The 22208-nt window shown below is 61.0% G+C and carries 15 protein-coding genes; 8 read left to right on the top strand and 7 right to left on the bottom strand.

The features are described 5' to 3' along the window. Positions 1–2: 2 nt before the first annotated feature. From bcsZ to NKJ21_RS09965, 5 genes are all read left to right on the top strand, one after another. Entirely contained in the window at positions 3–1112 is a 1110-nt protein-coding gene (gene bcsZ, locus NKJ21_RS09985; protein ID WP_023298318.1) for a cellulose synthase complex periplasmic endoglucanase BcsZ, read from the top strand. Beyond that, entirely contained in the window at positions 1094–4573 is a 3480-nt protein-coding gene (bcsC, locus tag NKJ21_RS09980) for a cellulose synthase complex outer membrane protein BcsC (protein ID WP_254732876.1), read from the top strand. The genes bcsZ and bcsC overlap by 19 nt, the downstream gene beginning before the upstream one ends. Before the next feature lie 243 nt (positions 4574–4816). Beyond that, entirely contained in the window at positions 4817–6823 is a 2007-nt protein-coding gene (gene hmsP / locus NKJ21_RS09975; protein ID WP_254732874.1) for a biofilm formation regulator HmsP, read from the top strand. 156 nt (positions 6824–6979) lie between these two features. Continuing rightward, positions 6980–8266 carry a dicarboxylate/amino acid:cation symporter gene (locus tag NKJ21_RS09970; protein WP_008806920.1) on the top strand — a complete coding sequence of 429 codons (1287 nt, stop codon included), beginning with the start codon at positions 6980–6982 and terminating at the stop codon, positions 8264–8266. A 220-nt stretch (positions 8267–8486) separates the two neighbouring features. Next, positions 8487–9989: a pitrilysin family protein gene (locus NKJ21_RS09965; RefSeq protein ID WP_008806921.1), complete on the top strand. Its 1503-nt coding sequence runs from the start codon at positions 8487–8489 to the stop codon at positions 9987–9989. Positions 9990–10042: 53 nt separating this feature from the next. Here NKJ21_RS09965 and NKJ21_RS09960 read toward each other — a convergent pair whose 3' ends face one another. Next, positions 10043–10972, bottom strand: a complete 930-nt coding sequence (locus NKJ21_RS09960) for a sugar kinase (protein ID WP_012967094.1) — start codon at positions 10970–10972, stop codon at positions 10043–10045. 194 nt (positions 10973–11166) lie between these two features. Between NKJ21_RS09960 and NKJ21_RS09955 the strand changes: the two genes are divergently transcribed. Continuing rightward, a complete protein-coding gene (locus NKJ21_RS09955) occupies positions 11167–13218 on the top strand; it encodes an AsmA family protein (RefSeq protein WP_254732872.1) in 2052 nt (683 codons plus the stop codon). A 37-nt stretch (positions 13219–13255) separates the two neighbouring features. Here the strand turns inward: NKJ21_RS09955 and NKJ21_RS09950 are convergent, their stop codons facing one another. The 3 genes from NKJ21_RS09950 to NKJ21_RS09940 all read right to left on the bottom strand — a co-directional run bounded on the left by NKJ21_RS09950 (position 13256) and on the right by NKJ21_RS09940 (position 16887). Next, positions 13256–14578 (bottom strand): MFS transporter, encoded by a 1323-nt coding sequence (locus NKJ21_RS09950; RefSeq protein ID WP_012967096.1) that lies wholly within the window; start codon positions 14576–14578, stop codon positions 13256–13258. A 271-nt stretch (positions 14579–14849) separates the two neighbouring features. Next, positions 14850–15881, bottom strand: a complete 1032-nt coding sequence (gene yhjD / locus NKJ21_RS09945; RefSeq protein WP_008806925.1) for an inner membrane protein YhjD — start codon at positions 15879–15881, stop codon at positions 14850–14852. A gap of 106 nt (positions 15882–15987) precedes the next feature. Then, entirely contained in the window at positions 15988–16887 is a 900-nt protein-coding gene (locus NKJ21_RS09940; RefSeq protein ID WP_022065187.1) for a LysR family transcriptional regulator, read from the bottom strand. A 119-nt stretch (positions 16888–17006) separates the two neighbouring features. Between NKJ21_RS09940 and NKJ21_RS09935 the strand changes: the two genes are divergently transcribed. Beyond that, a complete protein-coding gene (locus NKJ21_RS09935) occupies positions 17007–17765 on the top strand; it encodes an SDR family NAD(P)-dependent oxidoreductase (protein WP_012967099.1) in 759 nt (252 codons plus the stop codon). Between the two features lie 24 nt (positions 17766–17789). Here the strand turns inward: NKJ21_RS09935 and NKJ21_RS09930 are convergent, their stop codons facing one another. The 3 genes from NKJ21_RS09930 to NKJ21_RS09920 form a co-directional block, all read right to left on the bottom strand. Then, positions 17790–18323: a GNAT family N-acetyltransferase gene (locus NKJ21_RS09930; RefSeq protein WP_008806928.1), complete on the bottom strand. Its 534-nt coding sequence runs from the start codon at positions 18321–18323 to the stop codon at positions 17790–17792. Positions 18324–18389: 66 nt separating this feature from the next. After that, a complete protein-coding gene (locus NKJ21_RS09925) occupies positions 18390–20042 on the bottom strand; it encodes an alpha,alpha-trehalase (RefSeq protein ID WP_032740305.1) in 1653 nt (550 codons plus the stop codon). A gap of 239 nt (positions 20043–20281) precedes the next feature. Further along, positions 20282–21430: an iron-containing alcohol dehydrogenase gene (locus NKJ21_RS09920; RefSeq protein WP_023323366.1), complete on the bottom strand. Its 1149-nt coding sequence runs from the start codon at positions 21428–21430 to the stop codon at positions 20282–20284. A gap of 135 nt (positions 21431–21565) precedes the next feature. On the opposite strand from NKJ21_RS09920, the gene NKJ21_RS09915 reads away from it, so the two are divergent. Continuing rightward, positions 21566–22189 carry a glutathione S-transferase family protein gene (locus tag NKJ21_RS09915; RefSeq protein ID WP_012540364.1) on the top strand — a complete coding sequence of 208 codons (624 nt, stop codon included), beginning with the start codon at positions 21566–21568 and terminating at the stop codon, positions 22187–22189. Positions 22190–22208 lie beyond the last annotated feature (19 nt).

Here is a 22208-nt window from a genome sequence, read left to right as displayed (position 1 = left end):
CCATGATGAAAGTACTTTGTGGCGCGGTGCTCTCCGCGCTGCTGCTGGCGGCGGGCCCGGTGAGCGCCGCCTGCCAGTGGCCCGCCTGGGAGCAGTTTAAAAAAGCGTACGTCAGCCCTGAGGGACGGGTGATTGACCCCAGCGATGCGCGCAAAATCTCCACCTCGGAAGGACAGAGCTATGGCCTGTTTTTCGCCCTGGCCGCCAACGATCGCGCGGGGTTCGACAAACTGCTGACCTGGACGCAGAACAACCTGGCGGAAGGCGACCTGCGACAACATCTGCCGGGCTGGCTGTGGGGCAAAAAGGACGATGAGCAGTGGACCCTGCTGGACAGCAATTCGGCGTCCGACTCGGATCTGTGGATAGCCTGGGCGCTGCTGGAGGCGGGCCGCCTGTGGCAGCAGCCGCAGTACACCGAGACCGGAAAAGCGCTGCTGGCGCGGATTGTCGAGGAAGAGACGGTGGCGGTACCCGGCCTTGGCACGATGCTGCTGCCGGGAAAAGTCGGTTTTGCCGATGACAGCGGCTGGCGGTTTAACCCCAGCTATCTTCCGCCGCAGCTGGCCACCTACTTTGTGCGTTTTGGCGCGCCGTGGCCTGCCCTGCGCGACAGCAACCTGCGCCTGCTGCTGGAGACCGCGCCGAAAGGCTTTACCCCGGACTGGGTGCGCTATGAGAAAGGGAAAGGCTGGCAGCTGAAAACCGAAAAGCCGCTGATCGGCAGCTATGACGCGATTCGCGTCTACCTGTGGGTGGGCATGCTCCATGATGGCGATAAGCAGAAAGCGCGACTGCTGCAACGCTTCGCGCCGATGGCGGCGCAGACCACGGAGCAGGGGGTACCGCCGGAGAAAGTGAATATCGCCACCGGCAAAACCAGCGGCCAGGGGCCCGTGGGCTTCTCCGCGGTGATGCTACCGTTTTTACAGGACGACGAGGCCCGGTCGGTGCAACGCCAGCGCGTCGCCGATAACTATCCCGGCGCGGATGCCTACTACAGCGCAGTTCTGACGCTGTTCGGCCAGGGTTGGGATCAACACCGTTTTCGTTTCACTGCGGGTGGCGAATTACAACCTGACTGGAACCAGGAATGCGCAAGCTCTCACTAAGTTTACTCACGCTGTCCCTCGGCGTGGCGCTGCTGCCGTTAGCGCAGGCGGCGACGACGCCTGCCCAGGAGCATCTGCTGGAGCAGGTCCGCCTTGGCGAGGCCAGTAATCGTGAAGACCTGGTGCGCCAGTCGCTGTACCGCCTGGAGCTGATTGATCCCAACAACCCGGATCTGATTGCCGCGCGGATGCGCTACCTGCTGCGTCAGGGGGATGCCGCCGGGGCGCAAAAAGAGCTGGAACGACTGACGAAGCTGGCGCCGGACTCCCCGGAGCTGAAGGCGTCGCGCAATGAGATGAAAAGCAACACCGGCGAGGGCCGGCAGGCGCTGCAGCAGGCGCGACTGCTGGGCGTGGCCGGGAAGGTCGATGAAGCCATCGCCGCCTATGAAAAACTGTACGGCGGGGTGCCGGATGACGTTGACGTCGCCATTGAATACTGGACGCTGGTGGCGCGCCTGCCCGCTCGCCATAGCGAAGGCGTCAGCCAGTTGAAAAAGCTGAACGCCAGCGCGCCGGGCAACGTCAGCCTGCTGACTTCGCTGGCGAAGCAGATGTTTGCCGATAACAAACCGCAGGAAGGGTTTGCCTATCTGGCGGAGATGGCCCGCTCGGCCTCAGGACGCGGCATCGCCGCCGACATGTGGTTCAGTGAAGTGAAAAGCATGCCGGTGAGCAAGGCCAGCGTGCAGGCGTTGCAGCAATTTCTCCTGCAGTTTCCCACCGGCTCGGTGGCGGCGAACGCCCGCGTTCTGCTCGACCAGCAGCAGGCGCAGCTGCAGGATCCGACCTTCCGCGCCCGCTCGGAAGGGCTGGCGGCGGTCAAGTCCGGGAATGCCTCGCAGGCGGTCGCGGATCTGCAGAAAGCCGTTCAGGCCGACAGCCGCGACAGCGATGCGGTGGGCGCCCTCGGCCAGGCCTATTCCCAGCGCGGCAATCGCGCGCGGGCAGTGGCGCAGCTCAATAAAGCGATTGCCATGGACCCCGACAGCCCGAACCGCGGCAAATGGGACAGCCTGCTACAAACCAACCGTTACTGGCTACTGATCAAGCAGGGGGATAACGCCCTGAAGGCCGGCCAGCTTTCGCAGGCGCAGCACTATTATGCCCAGGCGCAGCGGGTCGATCGCACCGACAGTTATGCCGTGCTGGGATTGGGGGACGTCGCGGCGGCGCGCAAAGAGTCGGCAGCGGCGGAGCGCTATTACCAGCAGGCGTTGCGCCTGGATCGCGGTAATAATCTGGCGGTGCGCGGTCTGGCCAACCTCTATCGCGCCGAATCGCCGGAGAAAGCCAGCGCCTGGATCGCCGGCCTCCCTCCCGCTCAGCGGCGGAGCATCGATGATATTGAGCGCAGTCTGACCAACGACCGGCTGGAGAAACAGGCGCAGGCCCTGGAAAGTCAGGGCAACTGGGCGCAGGCGGCGGAAGTCCAGCGTCGGCGCCTGGCGCTGGATCCGGACAGCGTGTGGATAACCTACCGTCTGGCGCGCGATCTGGTTAGCGCCGGTGAACGCCAGGAGGCCGACGCGCTGATGCGGGCGATGGTCAACCGCCAGCCGCAGGATGCTGAACGGGTCTACGCCTCGGGGCTCTACCTGTCGGGGAACGACCAGGACGATCTGGCCCTGGCGCAAATCGCCGCTCTGCCGCGCAGCGCGTGGACGGATAATATTCGTGAGCTCGAAGCGCGTTTGCAAAGCGACCGGGTGCTGCGCCAGGCCAACCAGCTGCGCGACAGCGGTAACGAAGCGCAGGCGATCGCCCTTATCCAACGGCAGCCCGACTCGGTGCGCTATGACCTGACGCTCGCCGACTGGGCGCAGCAGCGCGGCGACAGCCAGACGGCGATTGCCGACTATCAGCGGGTGCTGCGCCAGGAGGCCGACAATGGCGATGCGCGCCTCGGCCTTGCGGAAGTCTACCTGGCCGAGGGCGATAAACAGGCCGCCCGGGCGCAGGTCATGCAGTTGAAAGGCGCAGAGACCGAATCCATGAATATGCAGCGTCGGGTCGCGCTGGCGCGAGCCGGCCTTGGCGATACCGCTGATGCCCAACAGATTTTTAACCAGATTGTGCCGCAGGCGAAGGCGCAGCCGCCCTCGATGGAGAGCGCGTTGGTGCTGCGCGATGCCGCGCGCTTTGCCACCCAGACCGGGGCGCCGCAGCAGGCGCTGACGCACTACCGGGAGGCGATGGTGGCCTCCGGCATCACCCCCGCGCAGCCGCAGGATAACGATACCTTTACGCGGCTGACGCGCAACGACAGCCGGGATGACTGGCTGAAGCGCGGGATCCGTAGCGATGCCGCCGATCTTTATCGCCAGCAGGATCTGAACGTCACCCTGGAACACGACTTCTGGGGTTCCAGCGGCACCGGCGGCTATTCCGACCTGAAGGCGCATACCACCATGCTGCAGGTGGATGCTCCGCTGGCGGATGGCCGGATGTTCTTCCGCACCGATCTGGTCAATATGGATGCCGGCAGCTTTTCCACCCACAGCGACGGGAGCTACTCGCCCAGCTGGGGCACCTGCGGGGAGATCGCCTGTACCAGCGGCAGTAAAAACCAGACCGACAGCGGGGCCAGCGTGGCGGTCGGCTGGAAGAATGACACCTGGAGCGGCGATATCGGCACCACCCCGATGGGCTTCAATGTCGTCGATGTGGTGGGGGGGCTGAGCTACAGCAGCGACGTCGGGCCGGTGGGGTACACGGTCAACGTCCACCGGCGCCCCATCTCCAGCTCGCTGCTCTCCTTTGGCGGGCAGAAAGACAGCAGCAGCCATACCGGCACCACCTGGGGCGGCGTCCGCGCCGACGGCGGCGGCCTGAGCCTCAGCTATGACCGGGGCGAAGCGCACGGCATCTGGTCCTCGCTGGGGGCCGATTCGCTGACCGGTAAAAACGTGGCGGATAACTGGCGCGTGCGCTGGATGACCGGGTACTACTACAAGGTCATCAACGAGAATAATCGTCGCGTCACCGTCGGCCTCAACAATATGATCTGGCACTACGACAAAGATCTCAGCGGTTACACCCTCGGCCAGGGCGGCTATTACAGCCCGCAGGAGTATCTCTCATTCGCCGTGCCGGTGACCTGGCGTCAGCGTACCGAGAACTGGTCCTGGGAGCTCGGCGGGTCGGTGTCATGGTCCCATTCGCGCACCCAGACGCAACCCCGTTATCCGCTGCTGAACCTGATCCCGTCCGACTACCGCCAGCGCGCCAGCGAGCTGACGGAGGAGGGGAGCAGCAGCCAGGGATTCGGTTACACCGCCAGGGCGCTGGTGGAGCGGCGGGTGACCAGCAACTGGTTCGTCGGCGCCGCGGTCGATATTCAGCAGGCGAAGGATTATACCCCGAGCCATGCGCTGCTTTACGTCCGCTACTCGGCGGCCGGCTGGCAGGGGGATCTGGATATGCCGCCCCAGCCGCTGGTGCCCTACGCCGACTGGTAGCAGAATAGGCTGAATTACGTCACAGAGCGCCACTCCACGACGCGCTTCGCGTATACTCGTGAGGCATTGCCCACCGTCGGCCGCCGGGGCGATTTCCCCGGCGTCTGCGCCACCGCACGGAAATATCCCGTCACTTCATCCCTCGCGGGCGTGGGCGAAGGATTTGAGTATATAATCAGCCTGAAACGACCGGCATTGAAGGATTGATACCGGGTATGTATTCAGTATCAGTGGAGAACACCGTTGCGCGTCAGCCGTTCACTTACAATCAAACAGATGGCGATGGTCGCGAGCGTGTCCATGGCCTTTGTATTGGTTTTTTGCACTATTTTGCTGTTTCACTTTGTGCAACAGAGTCGCTTTACCACGGCCACGCAGTTAGAAAGTATCGCGCGATCCGTTCGCGAACCGCTGTCTGCGGCTATTCTGAAAGCCGATATTCCGGAAGCGGAAGCCATTTTAAGCCGTATCCAGCCTGCTGGCATCGTCAGCCGGGCGGATGTGGTGTTGCCGAACCAGTTCCAGGCGCTGCGGATGCGATTTATCCCCGAGCGGCCGGTGCCGGTGACCGTCACCCGGCTGTTTGAGCTGCCGGTGCAGATTTCGCTGCCTATTTATTCGCTGGAACGGCCGGCTAACCCCCAGCCGCTGGCCTACCTGGTGCTGCAGGCGGATTCATACCGTATGTATAAATTCGTCATGAGCGCCCTTGCCACGTTAGTGACGGCTTACTTACTTTTGGTGCTGATGCTGACCGTGGCGCTCACCTGGTGCATCAACCGGCTGATGGTGCGCCCCTTGCGGCGTATCGCCCGCGAGCTGAACGATCTCTCCCAGCAGGATCGTCTTGGCCATCAGCTAACGCTCCCGCGCCTGCACCATGACGACGAGATCGGCATGCTGGTGCGCAGCTATAACCGCAACCAGCAGAGCCTGGTGCGCCAGCATGATGAACTGTCCATCCAGTCGACCCGCTTCCCGGTCTCAGAGTTGCCGAATAAAGCCTTTTTGCTGGCGATGCTGGAGCAGACGGTGGCCCGCCACCAGAGCGCCGCGCTAATCGTCGTCGCCTGCGAAACCCTGCAGGATGCCGCCGGGGTCCTCAAGGAGAGCCAGCGCGAAATGCTGCTCCTGACGCTGGTGGAGAAGCTGCGAGCCGCCATTCCGCCGCAAATGGTGCTGGCTCAGGTGAGCGGGTATGACTTCGCGATTCTTGCCGATGGCCTTGCCGAACCGTGGCAGGCGGTGACGTTAAGTAAGCAAGTGCTCACTATTATTAATGAGCGTTTGCCGCTGCATGGGCTGCAGCTGCGCCCCTACGCCAGCGTCGGGATCGCCATGTTCCACGCCGGGCTCAGCGCCGAGCAGTTTTACCGGCGCGCGGTGTCGGCTGCCGTCACCGCACGACGTAAAGGCAAAAACCAGATTGAGTTCTTCGATCCCGAGCAGATGGAAAAGGCTCAGCGCCGTCTGATGGAAGAGCACGACATTATGACCGCCCTCGACAACCAGCAGTTCGCTATCTGGCTGCAGCCGCAGGTGGCCTGCGCCAGCGGCGAGATCTGCGGCGCCGAAGTGCTGCTGCGCCAGCGGCAGGCGGATGGCAGCTGGTCGCTACCGCCGTCGCTGATTGAGCGCATTGAGTCCTGCGGGCTGATTATCCCGGTCGGCTACTGGGTGATGGAAGAGGCCTGCCGCCAGCTGGCGGCCTGGCAAAGCCAGGGGATTATGCTGCCGCTGTCGGTCAATGTTTCCCTGCTCCAGCTGCTGGAACACGATCGTGGTGAGGAGATGCTGAAGCTGATCGCCCGCTACCGCATTGCCCCGGGCACCCTCATCCTCGAGGTGACGGAGAGCTGCCGGATGGACGATCCCCAGGATGTGCTGGCGCGGCTGCGACCGCTGCGCGAGGCCGGGGTACAGATTGCGCTGGATGATTTTGGCATGGGTTATGCCGGGTTGCACCAGCTGCAGCAGATGAAAGCTCTGCCGGTGGATATTCTGAAAATCGATAAAGTATTCATCGATATGCTGCCGGAGGATGTCAGCATGGTGCCGGCGATGATCCAGCTCGCGCGCGGCCTGTCGCTGCGTATCGTGGCGGAAGGGGTGGAGAACGACGCCCAGTACCGCTGGTTGCAAGCCGCGGGCGTCGAGGTGCTCCAGGGCCATCTGTTCGGTTGCGCTTTGCCGCTGGAGGCATTCAGCGCGCGCTATCTCTCCCCGGTTCGTGAGGATGAAAATTTGTAAATGTTTTGTTGACTTGTGCGAGTCAGCTCAAAGATTTTAACAATTGCGTTGCACTTTCGGCGTTAGTTATTTCTGAAATGTTTCCAGGGTGTTATTTTTAAGCCACAGACGTCAAATATCCCTTCTTGCTCTGTGGTTATTCCCAAAGGACACCCTATGAAAACCTCTATCTTTAAAAGCCTCTATGTCCAGGTTCTGACGGCCATAGCGATCGGTATTCTGCTGGGCCATTTTTACCCGGAACTGGGCGCGCAAATGAAACCCTTCGGCGACGCCTTCGTTAAGCTGATTAAAATGGTGATTGCTCCGGTTATCTTCTGTACCGTCGTGACGGGGATCGCCGGGATGGAAAGCATGAAAGCCGTCGGCCGTACCGGGGCGGTGGCGCTGCTCTATTTCGAAGTGGTCAGCACCATCGCGCTGATTATCGGTCTGATTATCGTCAACGTGGTGCAGCCTGGCGCCGGGATGAACGTCGACCCGTCAACGCTCGATGCGAAAGCGGTGGCGGTGTACGCTGAGCAGGCGAAAGACCAGGGGGTGGTGGCCTTTTTACTGGATGTGATCCCGGGCAGCGTCATTGGCGCCTTCGCCAGCGGCAACATTCTGCAGGTGCTGCTGTTTGCCGTCCTGTTTGGTTTTGCCCTGCACCGTCTGGGCAGCAAGGGCCAGCTGATTTTCAACGTCATTGAAAGCTTCTCCCAGGTTATCTTCGGCATCATCAATATGATCATGCGCCTGGCGCCGATTGGCGCTTTCGGGGCCATGGCCTTTACCATCGGTAAATATGGCGTCGGCACCCTGGTGCAGTTGGGGCAGCTGATCATCTGCTTCTACATCACCTGTATTCTGTTCGTGGTGGTGGTGCTGGGGAGTATCGCCCGGGCTACCGGCTTCAGCATCTTCAAATTTATCCGCTATATCCGTGAGGAGCTGCTGATTGTGCTGGGAACCTCCTCGTCAGAATCAGCGCTGCCGAGAATGCTCGACAAGATGGAGAAGCTGGGCTGCCGCAAATCGGTGGTGGGCCTCGTGATCCCGACCGGCTATTCGTTCAACCTCGATGGCACCTCCATCTACCTGACGATGGCCGCGGTCTTTATCGCCCAGGCGACCAACAGCCATATGGATATTTTCCATCAGATCACCCTGCTGGTGGTGCTGCTGCTCTCCTCGAAAGGGGCGGCGGGGGTGACCGGCAGCGGCTTCATCGTGCTGGCGGCGACCATCTCCGCCGTCGGGCATTTGCCGGTGGCGGGCCTGGCGCTGATCCTCGGTATCGACCGCTTTATGTCCGAAGCCCGTGCGCTGACCAACCTGGTGGGTAACGGCGTCGCTACGGTGGTGGTGGCCAAATGGGTCAAAGAACTCGATGCCAAACAGATGGATGATGTTCTGAATAACCGTGTTCCAGCGAACAAATCGCACGAATTATCCTCTTAAATCCTCCTCTTAGGCCCGTACTCCCTTGCTGGAGTACGGGCTCCTGCGCATAATTAGAGGTCATTTCCGCTTGGCGGAAATGACACGAAATGATTATTTTGCGTTGTCATGCGACATTTTCGTCTCCGTGTGGTCTAACCGACGTATTTCACTCTCACTTTTTTTCGGCAGCCCGTCAGTGGGGTGCTGTTGTAACCAGGAATGTTCATCAGGGGTTCACATGCAGGGCACAACAATTAAACTCTTAACGGGCGGTTTGCTGATGGTAGCGGCGGCCGGTTATGTGCAGGCAGAAGCGCTCCAGCCTGATCCGGCCTGGCAACAAGGGACCTTAGCGAATGGTTTGACGTGGCAGGTGCTGGCCACGCCGCAGCGTCCCAGCGACCGTATTGAAGTCCGTCTGTCCGTGAATATTGGCTCGCTGAGCGAAAGCACTCAGCAGAGTGGTTTCAGCCGCTTTGTTCCTCGCCTGGCGTTGACGCAAAGCGGCAGCCTGCCGACGATGCAGGCGCGCTCTTTATGGCAGCAGAGTATTGACCCGAAGCGTCCTCTGCCGCCGGCCATCGTCTCCTACGATTACACAATGTTTAATCTCAGTCTGCCCAATAACCGCAACGATCTGCTGAAAGAGGCGCTGAGCTGGCTGGCGGACGCCAGCGGTAAGCTGACCATTACGCCTGAATCGATCAATCATGCGCTGCAGGGCAGCGACATGGTGGCGACGTGGCCGCTGGATACCAAAGAGGGCTGGTGGCGCTACCGCCTGAAAGGGTCCACCATGCTGGGCCATGATCCTGCCGCGCCGCTGAAGCAGCCGATAGACGTGGCGCAGCTGAAAGACTTTTATCATAAATGGTACACCCCCGACGCCATGACGCTGATTGTGGTCGGTAACGTCGACAGCCGCAGCGTCGCTGAGCAAATCAGCAAAACCTTCGGCGATCTGAAGGGCAAGCGGGAAACGCCCGCGGCGGTGCCGACCTTATCGCCACTGCCTACCGTGCCGGTCAGCATCATGACCAGCGCGGTGCGTCAGGACAAACTGTCCATCATGTGGGATGCGCCCTGGCAGCCAATCCGCGACTCCGCGGCGCTGCAGCGCTACTGGCGCGACGACCTCGCCCGCGAAGCGCTGTTCTGGCACGTGCAGCAGAGCCTGAGCAAAAATAACGTGAAGGATATTGGTCTTGGCTTTGACTGCCGGGTGCTCTATCAGCGCGCGCAGTGCGCGATCAACATCGAATCGCCGGGCGAGCGTCTGAACAACAACCTGAGCGTGGTCTCGCGCGAGCTGGCGAAAGTGCGGGACAACGGCCTGCCGCAGGAGGAGTTTGACGCGCTTATCGCCCAGAAAAGCCTCGAGCTGCAGAGGCTGTTTGCCACCTATGCGCGCACTGACACCGATATTCTGATGAGCCAGCGCATGCGCTCCCTGCAGAATCAGGTGGTGGATATCGCGCCGGAGCAGTATCAGAAGCTGCGCCAGGAGTTCCTCAACTCCCTGACGGTAGACATGCTGAATCAGTACCTGCGTCAGCAGCTGTCCCAGGATATGGCGCTGGTGCTACAGCAGCCGAAAGGCGAACCGGAATACAACATGAAGGAGCTGCAGGCCACGTGGGAAAAACTGATGGCGCCGAATCCGGCGGCCGCGGCGGTCAGCGGCAGCGCTGATACAGTTGACGCCCACAGCGAGGCCAGCGACATCCCGCCAGGGCAGTAACTAACGCCTCTCCGGCGCGCCAGCGGCGGCCGGAGAGCGCTTCCTGCGGAGAATTACTGCGGCATCGCTTCCCGCGGGATGATCGCCCCGCGATACTGGATCACCGTGCTGGCGGTCAGGTGTCCGCGTTTGGCGGCGGATTCAGCATCGCCGCCGGTCAGGCGAACGGCCAGGTAGCCGGCGCTGAAGGAGTCTCCGGCGGCGGTGGTATCCACCACCTTCTCTTTGGCCAGCCTGACAGCCGGCACTTCCTGTAGCGGTTGCCCGCTAACCGAGACCAGGCAGGCATCCGCCCCGCGCTTCACCACCACCTCTTCCACGCCGGCGGCATGCGTGCGGGCGATCACCTCAGCAACCGGTTTTTCCCCCCACAGCGCGTCTTCATCATCGAGCGTCAGAAACGCGATATCGGTGCAGGCAAGCATCTCCTGATAGACCTGCTGCGTCTCCGCCTGGCTGGCCCACAGGCGTGGACGATAGTTGTTGTCGAAGATCACCTTGCCGCCGTTGGCGCGGCACTCACGCAGCAGCGTGAACAGCTTGTCGCGGCTGGCCGGGCTGAGAATGGCGAGACTGATGCCGCTCAGATAGAGATAGTCGAAAGTGGCCAGCTCTTCGCAAATCGCCGCCGCGCGATCGCTCTCCAGCCAGAACTTTGCCGCCGCCTCGTTGCGCCAGTAGTAGAAGGTGCGCTCGCCGGTGTCATCGGTTTCAATGTAATACAGCCCCGGCAGGCGGTCGGCCATCCGCTGGATAAGATCGGTGTTGACGTTTTCCTGCTGCCAGCTGTCGAGCATCTGCTGGCTGAACGCATCGGTTCCCAGCGCGGTGACATAGTGGACGCTCAGTGCGCTGGCATCGGTCTGCCGCGCGATATAGACCGAGGTGTTTAAGGTATCGCCGCCAAAGCCGCGGTTAACGGCCCCGTTCTTCTCTGACAGCTCAATCATGCATTCGCCAATAACGGCAATTTTTTTAGACATAGCCAGAACCTGCAATGGAATCGATATAAACGCTAGTGTGCGCTGCGCTGTTTTGCTGGTCAATCATATTAAAACATCGTTCCATTATTTTTTTGACCTGACGCGCGTAATGTGACGAAAAGCGCATTTCCAGGATAAACGCCGCGTTTTGACTATATTCAGGACTGACGTGATGCAAAAGGAGCGGAGTAGGGATGAGCAGAACCCGTAAAACGTTGGTTATCATCACAGGAACGATACTGTTGCTGATCGTTCTCTTCTTTATCGTGCTGGCCACCTTTGACTGGAACCGGCTGAAGCCGACGATCAATCAGAAAGTGTCCGCCGAACTTAACCGCCCGTTCGCCATCCGCGGCGATCTCGGCGTGGTCTGGGAGCGGCAGCCGGACGAGCGCGGCTGGCGCAGCTGGATCCCGTGGCCCCATGTGCACGCGGAAGATATCGTGCTGGGCAACCCGCCGGCCATCCCCCAGGTGACTATGATCCACCTGCCGCGGGTGGAGGCGACCCTCGCCCCGCTGGCGCTGCTGAGCAAAACGGTGTACCTGCCGTGGATCAAGCTGGAACAGCCCGACGTGCGGCTGATCCGCCTGGCGGAAGACAATAATAACTGGACCTTTCAGCTGGCTGGCGATCAGCGTACGTCGGGCGACAACGCGCCCTCCAGCTGGTCCTTTCGCCTCGATAATATTCTCTTTGACCGCGGGACTATCGCCATTGATGACAAGATCACCCGCAGCGATATCACCATCCTTGTCGATCCCCTCGGCAAACCGCTGCCGTTCAGCGAAGTGACCGGCACGAAGGATCGGCATAGCGCGGCGAAAGTGGGTGACTATGTCTTTGGCCTGTCGCTGAAGGGCCGCTACAAGGACCAGCCGGTCACCGGCAACGGTAAAATCGGCGGCATGCTGGCCCTGCGCAGCGCAAGCACCCCTTTCCCGCTGCAGGGCGACTTCCACTCCGGCAACACCCGGGTGGCATTCAGCGGCACGGTCAGCGACCCGCTCAACGTCGGCGGTATTGACCTGCGGCTGAAATTCGCCGGCGACTCGCTGCGCGATCTCTACGACCTGACCGGTGTGCTGCTGCCGGAGACGCCATCGTTCTCTACCGATGGCCGCCTGCGCGCCGACTTTAAGCAGAAAAACCGCATGCGTTTTGACTACCAGGATTTTAATGGTCGGATCGGCGATAGCGACATTCATGGCTCCCTCACCTATACCACCGGCAAACCGCGGCCGAAACTCAGCGGCGATATGGAGTCGAAGCAGCTGCGGCTGGCGGATCTCGGGCCGTTAATCGGCGTCGATTCCGGCAAAGGGACGAAGAAAGGCGCTGCGCGCCAGGCGGGCGACCGACCGCAGCCGGCGGGTAAAGTGCTGCCGGCAGACCGTTTTGAAACCGATAAATGGCAGGTGATGGATGCCGATGTACGCTTTAAGGGCCGGAGAATTGAGCACGGCGGCACCCTGCCGATCAGCGATCTGTCGACCCATGTGATCCTGGAAGATGGCGACCTGCGCCTGCAGCCGGTGCGCTTTGGCCTGGCCAACGGGTCGATTGCCGGCAGCGTACACTTGCAGGGCGATAAAAAGCCGCTGCAGGGTGAGGCCAATCTGCAGGCGCGACGCCTGAAGCTGAAGGCGCTGATGCCGAACGTCGAGATGATGCAGAAAACCCTCGGCGAGATGAATGGCGATGTTCAGCTGCGCGGCAGCGGCAACTCGGTGGCGGCCCTGCTCGGCAACAGTAATGGCAACCTGAAACTGCTGATGAACGACGGCCTGATCAGTCGTAACCTGATGGAAATTCTCGGTCTTAACGTCGGTAACTACCTGATCGGCCAGATTTTTGGTGATGAGGAAGTTCGGGTGAACTGTGCGGCGGCCAATATCGACGTGACCAACGGCGTCGCCCGGCCGCAGATTTTTGCCTTCGATACGGAAAACGCGCTGATCAATGTGACCGGAACCGCCAGCTTCGCCTCCGAGCAGCTGGACCTGACCATCGATCCGGAAAGCAAAGGCTTCCGGGTGATCACCCTGCGTTCACCGCTGTATGTACGGGGCACCTTTAAATCGCCGCAGGCGGGAGTGAAGGCCGGGCCGCTGATTGTCCGCGGTGCGGTAGCGGCGGCGCTGGCGACCCTGGTGACGCCGGCTGCCGCGCTGCTGGCGCTGGTCTCCCCGGCGGAGGGCGATAGCAACCAGTGTCGGACCATTTTGTCACAGATGAAAAAGTAGGGGAGAGCCCTGACGCCAGCGGCGTCAGGGCGAAGGATCACAACGACTGGTGGCGGGTCTCGTGGGTCAGCAGCAGGGCGATCAGCGTCAGCGCCGCCATCGCCGCCAGATAGGTGCCGACCGCCGCCAGGCCATAGTTGCCCTGCAGCCAGGCGGCAATATACGGCGCGACCGAGGCGCCGAGAATCGACGACACGTTATAGGAGAACGACGCGCCGGTGTAGCGCACCTCCGTCGGGAACAGCTCCGGGAGCAGCGCGCCCATCGGGCCAAAAGTCAGTCCCATCAGGCTTAAACCCAGCAGCAGGAAGGCGAAGACCAGCAGCGGGTTACCGGAGCCCAGCAGCGGTTTAAAAGCGAACAGGGCGAACAAAATAATCATCGTGGTGATGACAATCATGCTCTTGCGACGGCCAAAGGCGTCCGCCAGCAGGCCGGCGACAGGCACCATCACGCCGAAGCCAATCACCGCCATCATCAGCATCCACAGCACTTCGTTACGCGGCAGGCCCAGGCCATTCGGCGCGGCGCCGGTGCTGAAGGTCATCGAGTAGACGGTCATGATGTAGAACAGGGTATAGGTTGCCAGCATGATGAAGGTGCCCAGCACCGTCACGCGGACGTGTTTGGTCAACAGGGTACCCAGCGGGATTTTGACCTGTTTTTTCGCCGCTGCCACTTTGGCGAAGACCGGCGTTTCGTGCAGCGAGACGCGCACGTACAGACCGATGATCACCAGCACCGCGGAGAAGATAAACGGCACGCGCCAGCCCCACTCCATAAACTGCTGATCGGTTAACAGCCAGGAGAGCAGCAGGAAGGTGCCGTTGGCGAAGAAGAAGCCGATCGGCGCGCCCAGCTGCGGGAAGGAGCCGTACAGGGCGCGCTTGCGCGCCGGGGCGTTTTCCGTTGCCAGCAGCGCTGCGCCGCCCCATTCCCCTCCGAGGCCAAGCCCCTGACCGAAGCGCGCCAGCGCCAGCAGCATCGGCGCGACAATGCCAATGCTTTCATAGCCGGGCAGCAGGCCGATCACCACGGTGGAGATCCCCATGGTTAACAGCGAGGCCACGAGAGTGACCTTGCGGCCGACGCGATCGCCAAAGTGACCAAACAGCGCGGAGCCGATCGGCCGGGCGACGAAGGCGATGGCGAAGGTGGCCAGCGACTGCAGGGTGGCCGCGGCGGCATCGCCCTGCGGGAAAAAGATATGCGGGAAGACGATGACCGCGGCAGTGGCATAGATGTAGAAGTCGAAAAACTCAATGGCGGTGCCAATGAGCGAGGCGACAACGACTTTGTTGCGTGAATTGACCGGGGCGGTTTCCTGCGAGTTTTCGAGTGTGGTGGCTGTGGCTTGCATAGATCTTTCTTATTTTTGCGCGAACGAAAAGCCATATAGCCACAGCCACAGGGACATTTCAATCTGTAACAAACGCCGGGAATGGGTAAAAAACAGGCAAAAAGCGGATAATTTTTACACCAGTGAAAATAGTTCTATGAAATGCTTCACACAATTAAAAAGATAGAGGATAAAACCAGTTTTGAGTTAAATAAAAGTTAATGGGTGGATTTATCTACTGAAATAAAGCGCGAGGATGAATTTTGCCTCTTCAATTCATCCTCGCAATGCGTTAACGGTGGGTTTTGCCAGGCATCCGCCGGTCGTCTTTATACTCCGCGGTGGCGATCCATGCGGCGCAGAATAGCGTCAGGCGGGCAAAGAAATAGAAAAAGGCCATCAGCCCCAGCACCGAACCGAACGCCGCCCCGGAGGGGGATTTCACCAGCGCCGGCAGCGTCCAGGTCATGACGATTTTGATGATTTCAAAGCCAATCGCCGCGATAAGCGTGCCGCGAAACAGGGCTTTGCGCCGCGGACGATGGCGCGGCAGCCGCCAGAAGATCCAGAAAAAGAGCAGATAGTTGGCAAAAATCGAGATGGCGAGGCCGATCAGCCGCCAGGCGGGCTTCAGCCATTCAATGTTGTCGAGATACAGCGCGGAGATAATCAACTGCTGGGCGGAACCCGCGACAGAAGTGATGGACAGCGTAATAATCAGCGCCACCAGCAGACCGATCAGCGAGATAAGATCGCGGAAGTATTTTATCCAGATTTTCTCTTCGTCCTGCGGCCGGCGCTCCCAGACGTCGCGCGACTGGGCGCGGATCGCTTCGCGCAAATTGCCCATCCAGTTAATACCGGAATAGAGGGCGACCAGCAGGCCGACCAGACCGACGGCGGTGCGCTGCTGCACCGCGGTGTTGATGGTGTTTTTCAACGTCGCCGCCAGCGTCGGGTCGCTGACGTTTTGCAGAATCTTGTCGAAAATGTCCTGCAGCAGGGTCGGGTGCCAGGCCAGCACGAAACCGGCGGCGGCAAAGGAGACCATCAGGATTGGGATCATCGACAGGAACGAGAAGTAGGTGATGGCCGCGCCGAACTGATTGCCCAGCCGGTCATTGAAACGTTCTGCGGCGCGCAGTAAGTGGGCGATCACCGGATTGCGCTGCACTTTGGCCGCCGTTCCGGTGACGGTCTTCAGCGCCTGGCTGGCTTTTTGCCCGACGGCCGTGTCATTGAGAGCGTCGAGGGGGCTTTTGTTTTTCTCCGGCTGCGTGTCCGGTTCCTGTGGTGGGCGTCGATCGTCGTTTTCCGGCGTCATACGTGATTTCTTCCTTTTTTACCGCGAGATTCAGCAAAAAGTATACCTTAAATGGCGTATCCTGCAGGAACGCATCTACCCGCCACCCGTTCACCATCCGCGGGGATCAATCGACATAATCTTTCATCAACCCGCCCAGCCACTCCATAAACAGATGTACGCGACGGGAGAGATTGCGCCGATGGGGGTAGATAAGCGAGACCGGCAGCGGCTCGGCGCGGTACTGGGGCAGGATCTCCGTCAGGTCGCCGGCGCGTAACGCCTCGCGCACGCCGGTACGCGGCACCTGAATGATCCCCAGCCCGGCGATACAGGCTGCCTGATAGGTTTCCGTACTGTTGACTGTCAATATGCCGCCGGTTTTTACCCAGCGCACCGCACCATCGATCACCACCTCAAAGCCGGGGGGACGGACCCCGAGGGTGCTGGCGTAGTGGATCAGGGCATGATCCGCCAGATCCTCAAGGGATTGCGGATAGCCAAATCGCGCAAGGTAGTCCGGGCTGGCGCAGTTAATTTGCGTCAGCTTGCCCAGTGGGCGGGCGATAAGCCCTGAGTCTTTGAGCGCGCCGACGCGTACCACGCAGTCAAACCCCTCGCGGATCACGTCCACCAGCCGGTCGCTGCTGCTCAGCTCCAGTTCGATGCCCGGATACTGCTGTAAAAAAGTCGGCAGATGAGGGATCACCAGTTTTTTAGCAAAACCGACCGGCATATCCACCCGCAGCCGGCCGCTGATGCTCGCCGGATCGTGCTGGAACATGCCGTCCAGTTCGTCGAGGTTGCTCAGCAGATCCTTCGCCCGCTCGTAGTAGACCATCCCATCCTGGGTGAGCTGAACCCGACGGGTGGTACGGTGCAGGAGCCGCACGCCAAGATGGCTTTCCAGGGCCTGAATCTGCCGCGAGACGCTGCCTTTCGGCAGCGCCAGGGTCTCGGCGGCGCGGGAAAAACTCTCCAGATCCGCTACGCGAATGAATAACTGCATTGCATGAATTTTATCCATGCCGATCGCCTATTGTTGTTATGAATGAAACAGTAAAACGTAATGTAGCGTATTTATTGTTTCACTGGCAGTTAATAAGCTAGAACACAATCACAACGCAACCTGAAAGGGGTTTTCTGATGACACAACGTATCGCTTTAGTGACCGGCGGCAGCCGCGGTCTGGGTAAAAACGCCGCGTTGAAGCTGGCGGCGAAGGGAACCGATATTCTTCTGACTTACCACAGCAACCGCCAGGCGGCCCTCGACGTGGTAGCAGAAATCGAGCAAAAAGGGGTCAAAGCGGCAGCATTAGCGCTGAACGTCGGGGATATATCAAGTTTTGACGCTTTCGCCAGCGAGGTGGCACAGGTGCTGGCGCAGAAGTGGGGGCGAACCACCTTTGATTATTTACTGAACAACGCCGGGATCGGCCTTAACGTCCCCTTCGCCGAGACCAGCGAAGCGCAGTTTGACGAGCTGATGAACATCCAGTTCAAAGGGCCATTTTTCCTGACCCAGCGGCTGCTGCCCCTCCTGCAGGACGGGGGACGGATCCTCAACGTTTCCAGCGGCCTGGCGCGCTTTGCCCTGCCGGGCTATGCGGCCTACGCCGCGATGAAGGGGGCGATGGAGGTCCTGACCCGCTATCAGGCGAAAGAGCTGGGCGGGCGCGGTATTTCGGTGAATATCATTGCGCCGGGAGCCATCGAGACCGACTTTGGCGGCGGCGTGGTGCGCGATAACGCCGAGGTGAATCGGCATATCGCCGCCCAGACCGCGCTGGGGCGCGTCGGGCTGCCGGATGATATCGGCGACGCCATCGCCGCCCTGCTCAGCGATGAGCTGGCGTGGATGAACGCGCAGCGCGTGGAAGTCTCGGGCGGGATGTTCCTCTGAGCCAGACTGACGCCGGGCGGTGCGCTACGGCGCATCGCCCTCCCCACGCAGCCGACCGAACAGCCAGTCATTGTGCCAGCGGCCGTTCAGCCAGTAGTTCTCCCGCAACTCCCCCTCCAGCCGGAAGCCGGCTTTGAGCAACAACTGCTTAGACGCCTCGTTGCCGGCGGTGACGCTGGCGGTCAGGCGGCGGACGCCGCCGGTGGTAAAGGCGTAGTCGCACAGCGCGCGCAGCGATTCGTAGCCGTAGCCCCGGCCCTGCGCCGCCGGAGCGAAGAGAAAGCCGACCTCGGCAATGTCGCGCTGATGATGCTGGTAACCGGTCAGGCCGAGCGGGGTATGGGTGAGCCTGTCGCGCACCACCAGGCACAGCCAGTGTTCATCCCCCGGCGCCCACGGCGGCAGCCGCGAATCGAACGCCTCGCGGATGGCCGCCTGCGGCCGGGGGTCGGCGACGTAGAGCATGACCTGCGGATCCTGCTGCAGGGAAAGAAAAAACGACCAGTCGTCCAGCTGCAGCGGTGAGCAGCGCAGGCGCGGCGTCAGGAGTTCAGGCATAAGCGTCATTCCAGGCAGGGCGAATCCTCTGAACATAGCAGGAGAAAGCCGCCGGGAACAGCCCGACTAGGTTGGCTCACCGTACAGGCCAATCAGTCGGCGCACCACGCCGTTGGTCCAGCCAAAGCCATCCTGCAGGGGATACTCCCCGCCGCCACCCTCATGCGGGACGCCGGTGGCAATATGGTATTTCTCAATCAGCTTGTGATGCTGCTTGTAAAAGTGATTGACCGTCTGCAGCCAGCTCCAGGCAATCTCATCCCCCAGCGGATCCTGGCCGTAACGTTTAAATCCCTGGATCGCCATCCACTGCAGCGGCGCCCAGCCGTTAGGTTTATCCCACTGCTCACCGCTTTCATATTCGGTGGCCATGATCCCCCCGGGGGTGAGCAGGCGGGCCCGCACCGCATCGGCAAGGCGTTCTGCCTGCTCGTGAGTCGCCAGGCCGACGTAAAGGGTGACGATGCTGGCCGCGGAAAACAGCGCCAGCTGTTCACGGCGCCAGTCATAATCGCGGAAACAGCCGTTCTCATCATCCCACAGATAGCGGTTGACCGCCGCCCGCCGATCCTGAGCCTTCTGGCGGAAGGCCGCCTCTGTCTCGCGATCGCCCTTCAGGCCGGAGAGATTGGCGATGGTCGTCTCCAGCTTGAACAGGAAGGCGTTCAGGTCGATGGGGATAAACTGCGTCGTGCGGATGCTGGCCAGCCGCGTGATATCCCGCAGCCAGCGGCTGGAGTAGTCCCAGCCGGACGCGGCGCCCGCCCGCAGGTCGCGGTACACTTCATTGGCGGGCCGCCCGGAGTGTCGGGCGGTCTCCACGTCCTCGCGCCAGGACTCATCCCGCGGCGTGTCCCGGTCGTCCCAGTAGCGATTGAGCAGGGAGCCATCCGGCATACGCACCACGTGGCGATACGCCTGGTGCGGGATCAACGACTCGGCGCCGTCCATCCAGAAGGCGTGCTCCATCTTCAGATGGTCCAGATAGCGCTTCGCGCCGCGCACGCCATCCTCTTCAAAGAGTTCGACCATCAGGGCAAACACCGGCGGCTGCGATCGGCTGAGGTAGTAGGTGCGGTTGCCGTTCGGAATGTGACCGTAGGTTTCAATCAGCCAGGCAAAGTTATCGGCCATGCATTTCAGCAGATCTTCCCGGCCGCTCTCCGCCAGCCCCAGCATGGTGAAATAAGAGTCCCAGTAATAGGTTTCGCTAAAGCGACCGCCAGGCACAATATAGGCCTGCGGCAGCGCCAGTAGCGACGACCAGGGGATATGATCCTGAGGCTCGCGGGTCAGCACCGGCCACAGCTTATCGATGTGCTCTTTCAGCGTCAGGCTGGGGTCCGAGGTGTAGACGTCGGTCTGGTTCTCCGGCAGCCAGAAGTTGTCTTCAACGAACTGTCGCAGGTCGAAGTCGGGCTGACGTTTGACCTTCCGGTAGTGCCGCAGGATGTCCAGCGGATCGTGTTTCGGCGCGCAGTCGGGGAAGGTTTTGCTGTCGGCAAAGATGCGTGATTTCTGCACGTTGGTAAACAGCTCAAGATAGCGATCCGCCGGGGTAAGGGCATCGGACGCCGGAAGCCCTTCGATCACCTCAGGCTCCGGTTCAGCGTCAATCATCTCATCCAGCTTTAATTCGTACGGATCGGCTTCGTAGCAGGGATCGATGTCGATCCTTAACTCGTCGTCTTCAACGTGGCGTAATTTCTGGCTGAACATAGCGATACGGACCTCCGGATAGCGTGAGTTCGGGGCCGGGCATACCCGGCCTTGTCTATTAAGCGTAGACAGTCGCTTCGGTGAGTGTGAAGCAAACTGTGCGTGAGATCACGCTTTTCCGCCGAGAAGAAAAGCTGTCATTTTAAAGTATGCTGTTGATAAGTAATTAAAAATTGTACATCCTGGCACAGATGAAATTCGGAGCATTCATTATGCAACAAAATTTTATCCCGGGGCGCTCACTCCCACGCCGCCTCCAGCATCTCCAGCAGCTGTTCGCCGCTCAGGCTGACCGGATTGGCCTTCATTGATGAGGAGGTGCTGGCGGCCAGCGCCGCCGGTTCCAGCGCATCGCGCGCTACGCCGAGGTCGCGCAGGGTGCCAAGGCCGGCGCGATGGCTCCATTCCCGCAGACTGTCCCAGACCCGATCCACAGGGACGTCCAGCCCGTCGGCCAGCCAGCGGCGAACGTCGTTGAAGCGCTGGCGCAGGGCAGGGTCGCTTATCTGCGACTCATTGAGCGCCAGGCCAAACGGCAGCAGGCTGCCGCATAAAGCACCGTGCGAGGCGCGGCTCAGGCCGCCCAGCGGGCCGGCAAGGCCGTGGATCACTCCCAGCCCGGCGTTCGCCAGCGCCAGTCCACCGCACAGGCTGACCCAGGCCATCTCGTCGCGGCTGGCCGGACACTCTTGTTCCATCAGGATTTTCAGCGCGCGGATGCCCCGCGGGATCGCCTGCTGGCAGAGGGCATCGGTGAAGGGAGTGGCCCGGCTGCAGAGCCAGGGCTCGATCACCTGGGTCAGGGCATCGAGGCCGGAGCTCAGGGTGATGCTCCGCGGCGCGTTGTCGGTCAGCGCCGGGTCGACAATCGCCAGGTCAGGCAGCATTCGGTCGTCGCGCAGGCTCACTTTCCGCTGTTGTTCCGGGACGTTGATCACCGCATTTTTGGTGACCTCCGCGCCCGTCCCGGCGGTGGTCGGGATCGCCACGAACGGCAGCGGACTGGCTTCCAGCTGACGACCCGTTCCCACCACCTCCAGATAGTCGACCAGCGGGCCGGCGGCGGGCACCAGCGCCGCAATCGCCTTACCGGCGTCAATCACCGCGCCGCCGCCGAGGCTGACCACTGCCCGGACGCCTTTCTCGCGCGCCAGCTGGACGCCCTGCTCGATATCGATAAGCCAGGGTTCGCGGCTTATCGCCAGCATCGTGACCTCCAGCTGCAGCGCCTCCAGCTGATGGCGCAGAAACGCCGCCCGCTGCGGGCTGGCGCCATGCACCAGCAGAATGGGGCCGCCCTGCTGCGCCAGCCAGGGGGCAGCGCTCAGGGCCTGACCACGGCCAAAACGAATATTTGCGGGCATCAAAACGGTAAAAGGGGTCAACATGTCGGGTTCCTTTTCGGCAAACAGGCTGGAATCAACTATACACATTATCCACTACTCTGCCTGGTTGCTGGCTGGCAAGGCTGACAATAGAGTAGAGTGAAAGATCTCTCTTTTATGGCTGAGGAATCGCTGACAATGCTAACAATTCTGGGCAAACGCTCTTCAATCAATGTACGGAAAGTGTTGTGGACCTGCGAGGAAGCCGGGCTGGCGTACCAGCAGGAGGATTACGGTAGCGGATTTAAGCCTCTGGATACGCCTGAGTTTCAGCGCCTGAATCCTAACAGCCTGGTGCCGGTGCTGCTGGACGGTGACTTCGTGCTCTGGGAGTCGAACAGTATCTGCCGCTATCTGGCGCGGAAAGCGGAGCGCTGGGATCTGCTGCCCGCCGAGCCACAGCCCGCCGCCGAGGTGGAGCACTGGATGGACTGGCAGGCGACCGAGTTTAACACTGCCTGGCGCCATGCCTTTATGGGGCTGGTGCGTAAAGATCCGCGCTTTCAGGATCCGGCGGCGATTAAAGAGAGTATTGCCACCTGGACCCACTGCGTGCGCATTGTCGAAGCGCAACTGCAGCGTACCGGGGCGTGGATAGCCGGCGAGCGCTTCACCCTCGCCGATATCGTGCTGGGGCTGTCGGTGCATCGCTGGAAGATGACCCCTTTTGCCCATCCGGAGATGCCGGCCGTGGAACGCTGGTATATGGCGCTCAACCAGCGCCCGGCGTTTATGCGCCACGGCAATAACGGCGTGGCCTGAACATAAAAAAAGAAGCCCC

Origin of the sequence: Klebsiella sp. SWET4 (genome assembly GCF_024296565.1) — a bacterium.
GTDB lineage: Bacteria > Pseudomonadota > Gammaproteobacteria > Enterobacterales > Enterobacteriaceae > Klebsiella > Klebsiella variicola.
This window is presented reverse-complemented; position numbering and strand designations above follow the sequence as displayed.